Below are 14,414 nucleotides of genomic sequence, written 5' to 3' on the forward strand. Positions count from 1 at the left end.
CTCTTGCGGATGGAACAGACATCACACCGTTCCGCCGCCGTGCGGGACGGTCTCGGCGTCGGCGTGGCCGTGGGGCTGTCGGGTGTCGCCTTCGGCGCCGCGGCGATCACCGCGGGCCTCAGCGTGCCGCAGGCATGCGTGCTGAGCCTGCTGACGTTCACCGGCGCGTCCCAGTTCGCGCTCACCGGAGCGGTGGGCGCCGGCGGCGACCTGGTGACCGCCACCCTCGGCGCCCTGCTGCTGGGCGGCCGCAACACGCTCTACGGCCTGCGCCTGGCCGATCTGCTGCGGGTACGCGGGCCACGCCGGCTGCTGGCCGCGCACGGGGTGATCGACGAGACGACGGCCGTCACGCTGGCCCAGCCGACCGAGGAGGCGGCGCGCACCGGCTTCACGACCACGTTCGCCAGTCTCTACCTCACCTGGAACCTGACCACGCTGGCGGGCGCGTACGGCGCCTCGTCCCTGGGCGACCCCGGCGCGCTGGGGCTGGACGTGGTGGGCCCGGCCGCGTTCCTGGCCATCCTCTGGCCCCGCCTGACCTCCAGCGCGCAACTGCGCCGGCTGGCCGCGGCCGGGGCGGCGATCGCGCTGTGCGCCACCCCGTTCCTGCCGCCGGGTCTGCCCGTGCTGGTCTCCGCCGCCGCGGTCCTGGTGGTGATGGCGCGATGACGCTGTGGTGGGCCATCGCCGCGCTCTGCGCGGGCTGCTACGCGCTCAAGCTGGCCGGGCTGGCGGCGCCGCGCCGGATGCTGGAGCATCCCGTGGTGCGCAGGTTCGCGGAACTGGTGCCGGTGGCGCTGCTGGCGGCGCTGATCGCGGTGCAGATGTTCACGGAGGAGGGCGGGCTGCGCTTCGACCCGGCGCGCACCGCGGGACTGGGCGCCGCGGTCGTCGCGCTGCTGCTGCGGGCGCCGTTCCTGGTCATTCTGGCCGCTGCGGCCGTCGTCACCGCGCTTGTCCGGCTCTTTCTGGGGTAGGCGCCGTGCATGTCCGATTCAGCGGTGATGGTCGGCGGGCGCTATCGGTTGCTCAGAACGATCGGAAGAGGCGGCATGGGCAAGGTCTGGCATGCCCACGACGAGGTGCTGGGCAGGGACGTGGCCGTCAAGGAGGTCCTGCCGCCGCCCGACCTGACCGGTCCCGAGCGCGATGTGTTCGCCGTACGGACGTTCAGGGAGGCCAGGGCGGCGGGCCGGGTGGCGCACCCGGGCGTGGCCACCGTGTACGACGTCCTTGAGGAAGGCGGCCACCCCTGGATCGTCATGGAGCTCGTGGACTCCCGCACCTTAGGAGATCTGGTCCGCGACGACGGCCCGATGTCCCCCCTCGAGACCGCGAACATCGGGCTGCAGCTCCTGGAGGCGCTGCGCGCGGCCCACGCGGCGGGCGTGCTGCACCGTGACGTGAAGCCGGACAACGTGCTGCTCACCGAGGACGGCCGGGCGGTGCTCACCGACTTCGGCATCGCCACCACGGAGGACGAGGCCCCCGTGACCCGTACGGGCATCCTGATCGGCACCCCCGCCTTCATGGCGCCGGAACGCGCGGCCGGCGGGCAGGCGAGCCCCGCCTCGGACCTGTGGTCGCTGGGCGTGACTCTCTACATGGCCGTCGAGGGCCACTCCCCCTTCCAGCGGGACAACGCCCTGGCCACGCTCGGCGCGGTCATGCACGCCGAGACGGCGCCGCTGGCCCGCGCGGGCGTGCTCGCCCCCGTGCTGCTCGGCCTGCTGCGCAAGAACCCGGCGGAGCGCATGTCGCTGGTGGAGGCCGAACGGCGGCTGGCCGTGATCATCGCGGGCGGCACGCCCGAGCAGACGGGTCCCGTCCCCATACCCGTGGCGGAGCCGCGACCGCGGCGGCGCGGGCTGCGCGTGGCCGCGGTCGCCGGGGGCGCGCTGATCGTCGGCCTCGTGGCGGGCGGTGCGGCCTGGTGGTCGAACCGCGCGCAGGAAGTGCCCCTGCGCCCGAGCCCCGCTCCGGCCGTCGTGACCGCCGGCCCGTCCACCTCCGATCCCGAGCCGACCCCGAAGACCTCTCCTCCGTCCACCCGTCCGACCCCCGCTGAGACCTCCTCTGAATCGGCCCCTGAGAGGTCCCCTGGAACGGCGAACGTGCCTTCCGCCCCGCAGAGCTCCTCGCCCACCAGGGAGCCGCACAAGACGCCGACCGGCGATCGCAAGAGCCCCACCCACGAGCCGACGCCCACCGCGTCCAAGACCAAGAACGAGGAGAAGAACGAGCAGAAGAACGAGGAGCCGAAGAAGCCGAAGGAGAACAAGCAGACGCCGTCCCAGGCCCCGGGCGCGGTCGAGCCGTCGGACCAGGGCCGGAAGAAGGTCAAGAAGCGCCGCTGACGCGGGGGCCGGTCAGGACTCGTCGCGGACGATGTCCAGCGCCTTCTGCAGGTCCTGCGGATAGTCGGTGCTGAACGACATCCACTCCCCCGTGGTCGGATGCTCGAACCCGAGCGCCACGGCGTGCAGCCACTGCCGCGTGACGCCCAGGCGGGCCGCCAGCGTCGGGTCGGCGCCGTACAGCAGGTCGCCGACGCAGGGGTGCCGCAGCGCGGCCATGTGCACCCGGATCTGGTGGGTACGCCCGGTCTCCAGCTTGATGTCCAGCAGTGAAGCCGCCCGGAACGCCTCGATGGTGTCGTAGTGGGTGACCGACGGCTTGCCGCCCGCCACCACCGCGAACCGCCCGTCCCCGGCGGGGTGGCGGTCGATGGGCGCGTCCACCGTGCCCCTGAACGGGTCGGGATGCCCCTGCACCAGCGCGTGGTAGCGCTTGTCGACCGTGCGCTCCTTGAAGGCCCGCTTGAGCCGGGAGTACGCCACCTCGCTCTTGGCCACCACCATCGCCCCCGTGGTGTTGGCGTCGAGCCGGTGCACGATGCCCTGCCGCTCGGCCGCCCCGCTGGTCGCGATGGTGTGACCGGCCCCGAGCAGCCCGCCGATCACGGTCGGCCCGGTCCAGCCGACGGTCGGGTGGGCGGCCACCCCGATCGGCTTGTTGACCACGACGATGTCGTCGTCCTCGTACACGACGGTCATGCCCGGCACCGGCTCGGCGACCGGCATCGGCGTGGTGACCGGCGGCGGCATCGTCACATCGAGCCACGCGCCCGCGTGCACCCGGTCCGACTTGGCCGGCTGCCGTCCGTCGACCAGCACCTCGCCCGCGACGATCAGCTCGGCCGCGCGCGTGCGGGAGAAGCCGAACAGGCGGGAGAGCGCCGCGTCGAGCCGCTCGCCCTCCAGGCCGTCGGGGACGGGAAGGCTGCGCTGCTCACTCATCTTTCGCCACCGCCTTGGACCCGTCGATCTGCACGTTGCGCCAGGCGAGGAGCACGGCCAGGATGCCGCCGCAGACAATGGCCGAGTCGGCGATGTTGAAGACGGGGAAGTAGTCGATGACGGGGAAATGCCCGGGGAGCACCTCGATGAAGTCGACGACGTGCCCCTGGAGCTGCGTGGAGCGCCCGAAGCCCGAGGGGTAGCGCAGCAGCCGGTCGGTGAGGTTGCCGACCGCCCCGCCGAGCAGCAGGCCGAGCGTGAGAGCCCAGGCCCGGCTGCCCAGCTTGCGGGCGGTGCGCACGATGGCCACGACCACGCCCGCGGCGATGAACGTGAAGACGAGGGTCATTCCGGTGCCCATGCTGAACGCGGCACCGGAATTGAAGATCACCCGAAACTGCAGCACGTCCGGAATGACGACGAGCGGCGCCCGGCCCTCGAGCGTGCGCAGCACCACCGTCTTGGTGATGACGTCGGCCGCGTAGATCACGGCCGCCAGCACGACGAGGACCGCGAAGAGGCGCCCGCGGGGGGTGCCCTCAGGCGCTGCTACCGGCGCTCCTCCTTCTGCTTGCAGGCCACGCACAGCGTCGCCCTCGGGAACGCCTGAAGGCGTTCCTTGCCGATCGGCTTGTGGCACGATTCGCACACTCCATAGGTCCCTGCGTCGATCCTGGCGATCGCACGTTCGTTCTGCGCGACCAGATCGCGCGCATTCAGGGTAAGGGCGATCTCGCGTTCGCGCTCGTACGTCTTGGCGCCGGCGTCCGCCTGGTCGTCGCCGGCTCCCTGGGTGACGTCTCCAGAGGCTATCTCCGTCTCGTGGCGGCGGATGTCCGCGTTGAGCTCGTCGATCTCGCTCTGGAGCATGCCGCGTACCTCGGCCAGCTCCTGTTCCGACCACATCGACGGTGTAGCGGTGGTCTGCGTGACTGCCGCCATGGCTGCCTCCATTGCTGATCAAGGCCGTAAATGGTGCGGGCAGCTTAGGATCCTCATAACGGAACGGCAAACGACCCGCCGGACGGTTTACCTCCCCCGTACTATCCCGCCTCGCGCATTCAACTCCTCCACAGGGGCGTCCATTCCCACATCTTTGTCGGTTGCGTACCGAGCGTGGCCGTTGGACGACCCCTGGACGGTGCGCCCCTGGAAACCAGGAAGCCTTCGCCTCCACTCTGCGTTATGGTTTGAGACTGCAAGGCGTTGATGGGGCCCGACTGTGAGGGATATCACCCCGGAGCCGCCGGAAGAACGGCTCATGCGAGCTCATTAGACCCGGCAGCAGACCGAACGAAGAGGGCCTCCCCGCTGGAGAGGTCAAGAAGGGTGGTACCGCGGAGCCGCGTGGCTTCGTCCCTTCACGCTCAGCCCTGCCGGCCGACGAAGCGTGGAGGTCACGCCCGAGATGTCTTCCCCAACGTTCCGCTCTCTTCCCGCGCAGGTCGACCTGCCCGCGCTCGAGCGCGAGGTCCTCGACCGCTGGCGGGACGGGAAGATCTTCGAGCGGTCCATCGAGCAGAACGCCGGAAACCCGTCCTGGGTCTTCTACGAGGGTCCGCCCACCGCGAACGGCCTGCCCGGCGTGCACCACGTCGAGGCGCGGGTGTTCAAGGACCTCTTCCCGCGCTACAAGTCCATGCGCGGATTCAGCGTTCCGCGTAAGGCCGGATGGGACTGCCACGGCCTCCCGGTCGAGGTCGGCGTCGAGCGCGAGCTGGGCCTGACCGGCAAGAAGGACATCGAGGAATACGGCATCGCCGAGTTCAACGCCAAGTGCCGCGAGTCGGTGCTTCGGCACGTGGACGCGTTCGAGCAGATGACCGAGCGCATGGGCTACTGGATCGACCTGTCCCAGGCGTACCGGACGATGGACCCGTCCTACATCGAGTCGGTGTGGTGGTCGCTGAAGGTCGTGTGGGACAAGGGGCTGCTGTTCCGCGACTTCCGCATCACGCCGTACTGCCCGCGCTGCGGCACGGGGCTGTCCGACCACGAGCTGGGCCAGCCCGGCGGCTACGAGAACGTCTCCAGCCCGTCGGTCTACGTCCGCATGCCGGTGACCTCCGGGCCGCTGGCCGAGCTGGGCGCCGCCCTGCTCGTGTGGACGACGACGCCGTGGACCCTCGTGTCCAACACGGCGGTCGCCGTGCACCCCGACGTGACGTACGTCGCGGCCCGCACGGCGGACGGCGAGGTCCTGGTGGTCGCCGAGCCGCTGCTGTCGGTCCTGGGCGAGGGCGCGACCGAGGTCGCCCGCCACACGGGGCGGGAGCTGGAGCACACCACGTACTCCCGCCCGTTCGACCTGGTCGACATCCCCGGCGCCCACTACGTCGTGCTCGGCGACTACGTCACGGTCGAGGACGGCACCGGCCTGGTCCACCAGGCCCCGGCCTTCGGCGCCGACGACCTGGCCGTGATCAAGCGGTACGACATGCCCGTCGTCAACCCGATCGGCCCCGACGGCCGCTTCCTCGACGACGTGCCCATGGTCGGCGGCCGGTTCTTCAAGGACGCCGACGAGGAGCTGACCGAGGACCTGCGCGCCCGCGGGCTGCTCTACCGCGGCGGCCACTTCGAGCACGCCTACCCCCACTGCTGGCGCTGCCACACCGCGCTGCTCTACTACGCCCTCCCGTCCTGGTACATCCGCACCACGGCGGTCAAGGACAAGATGCTGGCGGAGAACGCCGGCACCAGCTGGTACCCCGAGACGATCAAGTGGGGCCGGTTCGGCGAGTGGCTGCGCAACAACGTCGACTGGTCGCTGTCGCGCTCGCGCTACTGGGGCACGCCGCTGCCGCTGTGGGTGTGCTCCGAGGACGAGTCCCACGTGACGTGCGTCGGCTCGCTGGAGGAGCTGGGCACCCTGGCCGGCCAGGACGTGTCGGCGCTCGACCCGCACCGCCCGTACGTCGACGACGTGACCTTCGACTGCCCATCGTGCGGCGCCCTGGCCCGCCGCGTGCCCGACGTCATCGACGCCTGGTACGACTCCGGCTCCATGCCGTTCGCCCAGTGGGGCGAGCGCGGCAAGCCCGAGGGCCTCTACCCGGCGCAGTTCATCTGCGAGGCCACCGACCAGACGCGCGGCTGGTTCTACTCGCTGATGGCCGTCGGCACGCTCGTCTTCGGCCAGTCCTCCTACGAGAACGTGCTCTGCCTCGGCCTGATCCTGGCCGAGGACGGCCGCAAGATGAGCAAGCACCTGGGCAACATCCTCGAGCCGATCCCGCTGATGGACCAGCACGGGGCCGACGCGCTGCGCTGGTTCATGGCCTGCTCGGGCTCGCCCTGGGCGGCGCGCCGGGTGGGACACAACGCGCTGGAGGAGATCGTCCGCAAGGTCCTGCTGACGCTCTGGAACACCTCGTCGTTCTTCACCCTCTACGCCAACGCCGAGTCCTGGTCGCCGTCCATGCTCGCGGAGGCCACCCCGGCGGCCGAGCGCCCGCTGCTCGACCGCTGGGTGCTGGCCGAGCTGCACAGGACGGTGGCCGAGGTCACGGCGTCCCTGGACGAGTACGACACCCAGCGCGCCGGCCGCCGCCTGGCCGACTTCCTCGACGACCTGTCCAACTGGTACGTGCGCCGCTCGCGCCGCCGGTTCTGGCAGGGGTCGCGGGAGGCGTTCGCGACGCTGTACGAGTGCCTGGAGACGGTGACGCGGCTGATGGCGCCCATCGCGCCGTTCATCACCGACTACCTCTGGGACGTGCTGCGCTCCCCCGAGGCGCCCTCCTCGGTGCACCTGGCCTCCTGGCCCACGGTCCGCGAGGACCTGCTCGACCCGGTGCTGTCGGACCGGATGGCCCTGGTGCGGCGCCTGGTGGAGCTGGGCCGCTCGGCCCGCGCCTCGTCGGGCGTCAAGACCCGCCAGCCGCTGCGCCGGGCGCTGGTGGGGGCGCACGGCTGGCCGTCGCTGCCCGGCGAGCTCCGGGGACTGGTGGCGGACGAGCTGAACGTCCACGTGCTCGAGGACATGTCCGGGTTCAGCGCCGATCTCGTGTCCTACTCCGTCAAGCCCAATTTCCGGGCCCTGGGCAAGCGCTTCGGCTCCCAGACCAAGCTGGTGGCCGCCGCGGTCTCGGCCGCCGACCCCGCCCGCGTGGCCCGGGCCCTGCGCTCGGGCGCCACGGTCATGGTGGAGGCGGACGAGCTGGGCGAGATCATGCTCGGCCCCGACGACGTGATCGTCAACGAGCAGCCCCGTGCGGGCTGGGCGGTGGAGACGGGCGCGATCGGCACCGGCACGGGCGAGACGGTGGCCCTGGACCTGGAGCTCACGGACGACCTGCGCCGCGCCGGCCTCCTGCGCGAGGTCATCCGCCTGGTCCAGGACGCCCGCAAGTCGACCGGCCTGTCGATCACCGACCGCATCGACCTGTGGTGGACCACGTCCTCCCCTGACCTCGCCGCCGCCCTGCGCAGCGAGGGGCACGTGGTGGCGGAGGAGGTCCTGGCCACCACGGTCACGGAGGGCACGGCCCCGGACCTGCCGTCCCACACGGACGAGGACCTGTCGCTGACCTTCCAGCTCCGCCGCGCCTGACACCGGGCGGCGCGGTGGGGCCGCCTCCCCGGCGCGCCTCACCGCACCGCCTCTCAGGCCGCCACGCGGCCCCCGGACCCACACCGGCACGCTCCGCCGGCCACGAAGTCGGCGCCGGGGGTCGCGGCGTACATGAACGCCCACGTGAGCGACCAGGCCCTGCTGAACGTGGTGATGAAGGAGCGCACTGAGGGCGCGAACCCCGATGGCAGGCCCGCCGACGTCGCACGGCGAGCCTGCCATCTGCCGTATATCCCCCTGGTTGTATCCCTCAGGTTGAGGCGGCCGCACATTGGCGCGTTCGAACGCAGCCAGATATCCAACCGTGGTTGGACGCTGAAACCGCCTGCCTTTCCTAGCATGTGCGCGTCGGCCAGATCCGGCCGGTGAAATCGCTCTTCTGACGGTCCTCTGCTCCCGTCTTCGGCTCACCGGCTCGGGGAGGATTCTGTGCTGGCAGGCAAAACGTGGTTGGCCGCATCTACAGCCGCCATCTTGGTGGCGGGCCTTCTCCATGCTCCACCGGCCCGTTCGGAGCCGGTCGTCAAGGGACCGCCGGAGGTCGTCGACCACCATCGGACGGTGCGGGGAGAGCGCGTGGCGGTCCGTCCGCGCACCCCCGACCCCGCCGTGGGCAAGAGCGTGTCGCAGCCCCGGTGGCCGTCCGAGAACGACGCCACCGCGGTGCGCGCGACGGGAAACGCCAGGGTACGCGTCCTCGACAGGAACGTCGCGGCGAAGGCCGGCGTGGGCGGGCTGCTGTTCACCGTCGACAGCCCGGGACTGTCCGAGGTGCGGGTCTCCTATGACGCGATCACCCGCGCCTACGGCGGCTCGTACGGTTCCCGCCTTCGGCTCGTCCGGTTGCCGGGCTGCGCGCTGACCACTCCCGACGTGGACGAGTGCCGCACCGCCACGCCGGTCACCGCGGGCAACGATGCGGAAGCCCGGACTCTGACCGCCGACGTCCAGGCCGGCTCCGCGGTGCTCGCCGCCGAAGCCGGTCCCGCGAGCGCGCTCGGCGACTACCGTGCGACGCCGCTGGCCGCGACGGCGACCTGGAACGGCGGCGGGAACTCCGGCGACTTCACCTGGTCGTACCCGATGCGGGTGCCACCGGTGCCCGGCGGGCTGACCCCGCAGCTCGCGATCGGCTACTCCGCCAGCTCCGAGGACGGGCGCACCGCCAGCACCAACAACCAGTCCTCGTGGGTGGGCGAGGGCTTCGACCTGTGGCCCGGCTACGTCGAGCGCAGCTACAAAGGGTGCGCGGACGACGGGGCGCCCAAGAGCAACGGCGTCGATCCCGGCGACCAGTGCTGGGCGTACGACAACGCGACCGTCACCTGGAACGGCAAGGGCGGCGAGTTGATCAAGGCCGCCGACGGCACCTGGCGCATGCGCGGCGACGACGGCACCCGCTTCGAGAAGGTGACCGGCACACAGAACGGCGACAACGACGGCGAGTACTGGAAGGCCACCACGACCGACGGCACCCAGTACTTCTTCGGCAGGAACCGGCTGCCCGGCTGGGCCACCGGCCGTGCCCAGACGGAATCGGCCTGGACGGTGCCCGTCTTCGGCAACAACTCCGGCGAGCCGTGCTACGACGCGGGCGGGTTCGCGAAGTCGTCGTGCCAGCAGGCGTGGCGGTGGAACCTCGACTACGTCGTCGACCCGCACGGCAACGCCATCGCCTACTACTACGAGAAGGAGAGCAACCACTACGGGCGCGACGTCTCCCTGACCGACGACGTCGCCTACGAGCGCGGCGGCCAGCTGAGCCGCATTGAGTACGGCCTACGCGCCGACAGCCTGTTCACCGCCCCGCCGGCCAAGGTGGTGTTCACCACCTCCGAGCGGTGCGTCGCGGACAGCACGTTCGACTGCGCTCCCACCAAGATCACAACTTCGCCGGACAAGTGGTCCGACGTGCCCTGGGACCAGAACTGCGCCACGGAATGCACCAAGAAGGGGCTGATCTCCCCGACGTTCTGGTCACGTAAGAGGCTCACCGGCATCACCACCCAGATCCGGCGGGCGGACGGCGGCTACCGCGACGTCGACACCTGGGCGCTGCGGCACGCGTGGGGCGACGCCGACGTCGACAGGGCGCTGCTCCTGCAAGGGATCAAGCACACGGGCAAGGCGGCGGACACGCCGGTGACGCTCCCCGAGGTCACCTTCAACCACGTGCAGCTGAGGAACCGCCTCGACCGCGTCGGCGACGACATCCCGCCGTTCATCAAATACCGCCTCGGCGCCATCTACGACGAGTACGGCGGGCAGATCGACGTGGAGTACTCCGGCGAGGACTGCACCCTGTCCGCCCTGCCCACCCCCGAAACCAACACCAAGCGCTGTTTCCCCGCCATCTGGCAGCCGGCCGGACACGACAGCCCGATCCAGGACTGGTTCCACAAGTACGTCGTCACCAAGGTGATCCGATCCGACCGCACCGGCCGCGCCCCCGACATGGTCACGACCTACAACTACCTGGGCGGGGCGGCCTGGCACTTCGCCGATGACGACGGCCTGACCAGGACCAAGGAGAAGACCTGGTCGCAGTGGCGCGGCTACGGCCAGGTCCAGGTCACCACCGGCGGCGACGGCCAGCCGCTCACCCTCGACGACCACCTGTACCTGCGGGGCATGGACGGTGACCGGCTCAACACCTCGGGCGGCGTCAAGAGCGTCACCATCGGCGACGGAGAGGGCGGCACGTACACCGACGCCGACGCCCTGGCCGGATTCGAGCTGAAACACACCGTCTACACCGGGCCGGGCGGGAGCGTCCACGACAAGACCGTCAACACGCCCTGGCAGCACGAGACCGCCTCCCGCACCCGTTCCTGGGGCACCTCCGCCGCGGTCCTGACCGGGACCGCCACCGTCCGCACCTGGACCGCCATGGACGGCGGCGCCTGGCGGCAGACCCGCACCGACACGACGTACGACACCGTGACGGGCGTGCCGACCCAGGTCGACGACCAGGGCGACACCGCTCGCCAGGACGACGACCTGTGCACCCGCACCACGTACGCGGTCAACGCCGCCGCGTGGATCCGCAGCCTGCCCTCCCGCGTCGAGACGGTCGCCGTCCGCTGCTCCGCCACGCCCAGCCGGCCCGACGGGATCGTCTCCGACATGCGCACCTTCTACGACGGAGGCGCCTTCGGCACCGCTCCGGCCAAGGGGGACGCCACCCGGGTGGAGAAGATCGCGGCGCACGACGGCACCACTGCCACGTACGTGCCGACCGCCCGGACCACGTACGACGGCTACGGCCGGGTCACGGCGGTCACGGACGCGGCCGGCCACACGACCACGACCGCGTACACCGAGACCGCCGGCCTGACCACGAAGACCATCACCACGAGTCCGCCGGTCACTCCGGGAGACGCCTCCAGCGCGCACGTCACCACCGAGACCCTCGACCCCGCCTTCGGCCTGGCCACCGCCCGGACGGACGCGGCCGGGCGCACTACCCACCTGGCCTACGACACGCTCGGCCGCCTCACCGGGGTCTGGCTGCCCGGCCGCGCCACCACCGACACCCCCGACACCGAGCACGTCTATCAGGTCGCCGAGGGCAAGATCGGTGCGGTCACGACCAGAACCCTGACCCCCACGGGCGGCCGGCGCGTGACCCAGGAGTTGTTCGACGGCCTGCAGCGCCCGCGCCAGACGCAGGCCGAGGGGCCCGACGGCGGGCGGCTCATCACCGACACCTTCTACGACAGCCGCGGCAACACGGCCCGCACCTACGACCTCTACTACGCGGCGGGCGAGCCGGAGGCCGCCCTGTTCGGCGTCGACACGCCCGGCGACGTCGAGTCGCAGATGACGTTCTCCTACGACGGGCTGAATCGGGAGACGCTGCGCCGCTTCGTCGTCGGCAACAACGACGTCCAGGAGAAGTGGCGCACCGTCACCACGTACGGCGGCGACTGGGTGGCCATCGACCCGCCCGACGGCGCCACGCCCTCGGTCATCGTCACCGACGCCCGGGGCCGCAGGACGGCGCTTCGCCAGCACGACAGCGCTTCCCCGACCGGTCCGTACCAGGCGACGACCTACACCTACACCCCCGCGGGCCAGAAGGCCACGATGCGCGACCCCGCCGGCAACACCTGGTCCTACACCTACGACCTGCGCGGCCGCACGATTAGTACCGCCGACCCCGACAGCGGCACCACCGTCACGGCCTACGACGACCTGGACCGCCCGGTCAAGACCACCGACGCCCGGGGCCGCACGCTTGTACCGGTCTACGACCCGCTGGGCCGCGTGACCGAGATCCGCGAGGGCTCCGTCACGGGCACCCTCATGGCGGCTTACACCTACGACACCGTACGCAAGGGGGAGCTCGCCTCGCAGACCCGCTACTCGGGCGGGCGAGCCTACACCGAGCGGATCGACGCCTACGACTCGGCCGGGCATGCGGTGAAGTACACCCTTGTCATCCCTCAGGAGGAAGGGGCGCTGGCCGGGAGCTACACCTTCACCACCGCCTACAACCCGGACGGCACGGTCCGCACCCGGGGCTTCCCGGCGGCCGGCGACCTGCCCGCCGAGAACGTCACGACCACGTACGACGAGCTCTCCCGGCCCACTCGCCTCACGAGCAACCTCGGCAGCTACGTCACCGCCACCGCATATTCCGCGGCGGGACGCCCCCTGCAGTACGAGCTGTCCACCGGTGCCAAGAAGGTGTGGCAGACCTTCACCTACGAGTACGGCACGGGTCGCCTGGCCGGCGCCCGCGCCGAACGCGAGGGCGTGACCGGGACGGACCGCAACGCGGTATACACCCACAACCAGGCCGGGTCCATCACCTCGATCTCGGACGTGTCCCGCTCGGGCACCGACACCCAGTGCTTCACCTACGACCGGTTCCAGCGACTCCAGCAGGCATGGAGCCAGGCCACGCCGACCTGCGCCGCCGCTCCGTCGGGTTCCGCCGTCGGCGGGCCTGCCCCGTACTGGCACAGCTACGCCTACGACGTGACCGGCAGCCGCACCCAGGAGGTCCTGCACGGGCTCGGCGGCACGGCCGACACCACCCGGTCCTACGCCAACGCCCCCGCAGGCCAGGGTCACCGGCTCGGGTCGGTCACCCAGACCGGCGGCGCGGGCGCCCGGACGGAGACCTTCGGCTACGACGCGGCCGGCAACCTGACCACGCAGGACGCCGGTTCGCAGGACAAGACCTATACCTGGGACGCGGCGGGCCTGCTGGCGAAGGTCTCCACCGGGGACTCCGACACGTCCTTCGTCTATTCCGCGACCGACGATCGGCTCATCCGCCGGGACGCCGGCGGCAGCACGCTCTATCTGCCCGGCATGGAAGTACGCGTCGCGGCGGGCGCCGCCGTGGCGGCCCAGCCCTCGGCGGTCCGCTACTACACGCACGACGGCCAGACGCTGGCGATGCGCTACTCCGCCTCCGGCGTGCGTTTCCTCGTGCCCGACCACCAGGGGACGACGCAACTCGTCATCGACGCCGCCAACCAGTCCGTCACCCAGCGGCGCCTCACCCCCTTCGGGGACGAGCGCGGTCAGGTCCCGGCGGGCTGGCCGGACGAGAAGACCTTCGTCGGCGGGACCGAGGACGCGAGCACCGGCCTGACGCATCTCGGCGCCCGTGACTACGACCCAGAGCTCGGCCGTTTCGTCTCCACCGACCCGCTCCTGCTGGACGACCCCCAGCAGACGCACGGCTACAGCTACGCCGGCAACACACCCGTCACCGTCAGCGACCCGAGCGGCCTGGCGGGCTGCGGCGACGACCGCCGGGTGACGCTCGTGGCGGCCCGCGACTGCAACAGCGACGGCGACTACTTCCCGCCTCCCGGTAGCAATCACGACAAGGACCACTACCCACGTCCCGGTGGCGGAGGCGGAGGCGGAGGCGGAGGCGGAGGCGGAGGCGGAGGCGGTGGCGGTGGTGGTGGCGGCGGAGGCGGAGGCGGCCGCGCAGGCGGAGGCGGAGGCGCAGGCGGAGGCGGCGGTTACCACCCTCCGCCCATCGGCCCAGTCCGCGTGTGCTCCGGCTGGTGCGCCATCAAGGACAAGATCGGCGACTACTGGGGCGGGGACGCTGGCATACCGGACCCACCGGGCCCCGGCCTGCCTCCCCTTCCCCCCTTCGGGAAAGACCCCTCAAAGTGCAGCCTCACGTCTCCCATCGGCTGCCTGAAGCCGCCGGACTTCGACTGGATCAGCCCGTTCGTCGGCGTGCGGTGCAATCGCTTCAGCTGCACCATCCTGTTGCCACGGTCGGTGGTGAAGTTCATCAGCGAATTCCTCGACAGCACAGCAGGCACATACTCGCTGATCGTCGTTTCCAACATCATAACGGCGCTCGTCTGCACCCAAGGCGGCCCTATCGGTGTCGCCGCCTGCGGTATCGCGATCAACGTCCTCATCGAGCAGGGCAAGACATTTCTGCGGAAGGCGGCCGTACGCGGCGGCCCGGTCCGGGCTCATGGAGGCGGCGAAGAGGGCGGCGAGGTACAGGGTGACCCCTACGGCGTGGACGTCCCCTCTCGCCT

At 71.1% G+C, this 14,414-nt stretch carries 8 protein-coding genes; 5 read left to right on the top strand and 3 right to left on the bottom strand.

Annotated features, from left to right (window positions below):
• Positions 1-9: 9 nt before the first annotated feature.
• From AB0J64_RS29685 to AB0J64_RS29695, 3 genes are read left to right on the top strand one after another with little or no spacing between them, the layout of a single operon-like run.
• Positions 10-672 (top strand): AzlC family ABC transporter permease, encoded by a 663-nt coding sequence (locus tag AB0J64_RS29685; protein ID WP_364033773.1) that lies wholly within the window; start codon positions 10-12, stop codon positions 670-672.
• A complete protein-coding gene (locus AB0J64_RS29690) occupies positions 669-980 on the top strand; it encodes an AzlD domain-containing protein (RefSeq protein ID WP_357598524.1) in 312 nt (103 codons plus the stop codon). The genes AB0J64_RS29685 and AB0J64_RS29690 overlap by 4 nt, the downstream gene beginning before the upstream one ends.
• 9 nt (positions 981-989) lie before the next feature.
• Positions 990-2,360: a protein kinase gene (locus tag AB0J64_RS29695; RefSeq protein ID WP_364033776.1), complete on the top strand. Its 1,371-nt coding sequence runs from the start codon at positions 990-992 to the stop codon at positions 2,358-2,360.
• A 12-nt stretch (positions 2,361-2,372) separates the two neighbouring features.
• Here AB0J64_RS29695 and AB0J64_RS29700 read toward each other — a convergent pair whose 3' ends face one another.
• The 3 genes from AB0J64_RS29700 to AB0J64_RS29710 are packed head-to-tail and all read right to left on the bottom strand — an operon-like array spanning position 2,373 to position 4,244.
• The gene (locus tag AB0J64_RS29700) at positions 2,373-3,302 is read right to left on the bottom strand and encodes an RluA family pseudouridine synthase (RefSeq protein ID WP_364033779.1); all 930 of its coding nucleotides are present in this window, start codon (positions 3,300-3,302) and stop codon (positions 2,373-2,375) included.
• Positions 3,295-3,804, bottom strand: a complete 510-nt coding sequence (gene lspA, locus AB0J64_RS29705; protein ID WP_364033782.1) for a signal peptidase II — start codon at positions 3,802-3,804, stop codon at positions 3,295-3,297. Before lspA ends, AB0J64_RS29700 begins: the two co-directional genes overlap by 8 nt.
• 47 nt (positions 3,805-3,851) lie before the next feature.
• Positions 3,852-4,244 (bottom strand): TraR/DksA C4-type zinc finger protein, encoded by a 393-nt coding sequence (locus AB0J64_RS29710; RefSeq protein ID WP_364033785.1) that lies wholly within the window; start codon positions 4,242-4,244, stop codon positions 3,852-3,854.
• 466 nt (positions 4,245-4,710) lie between these two features.
• Here AB0J64_RS29710 and ileS point away from each other — a divergent pair, with 466 nt between their 5' ends.
• Entirely contained in the window at positions 4,711-7,857 is a 3,147-nt protein-coding gene (ileS, locus tag AB0J64_RS29715) for an isoleucine--tRNA ligase (RefSeq protein WP_364033788.1), read from the top strand.
• Positions 7,858-8,454: 597 nt separating this feature from the next.
• Positions 8,455-14,414: RHS repeat-associated core domain-containing protein (locus AB0J64_RS29720; RefSeq protein ID WP_364033791.1), on the top strand; the 5,960-nt coding region annotated here is incomplete at its 3' end.

Source organism: Nonomuraea sp. NPDC049695, assembly GCF_040674955.1.
GTDB classification, from domain to species: domain Bacteria; phylum Actinomycetota; class Actinomycetes; order Streptosporangiales; family Streptosporangiaceae; genus Nonomuraea; species Nonomuraea helvata.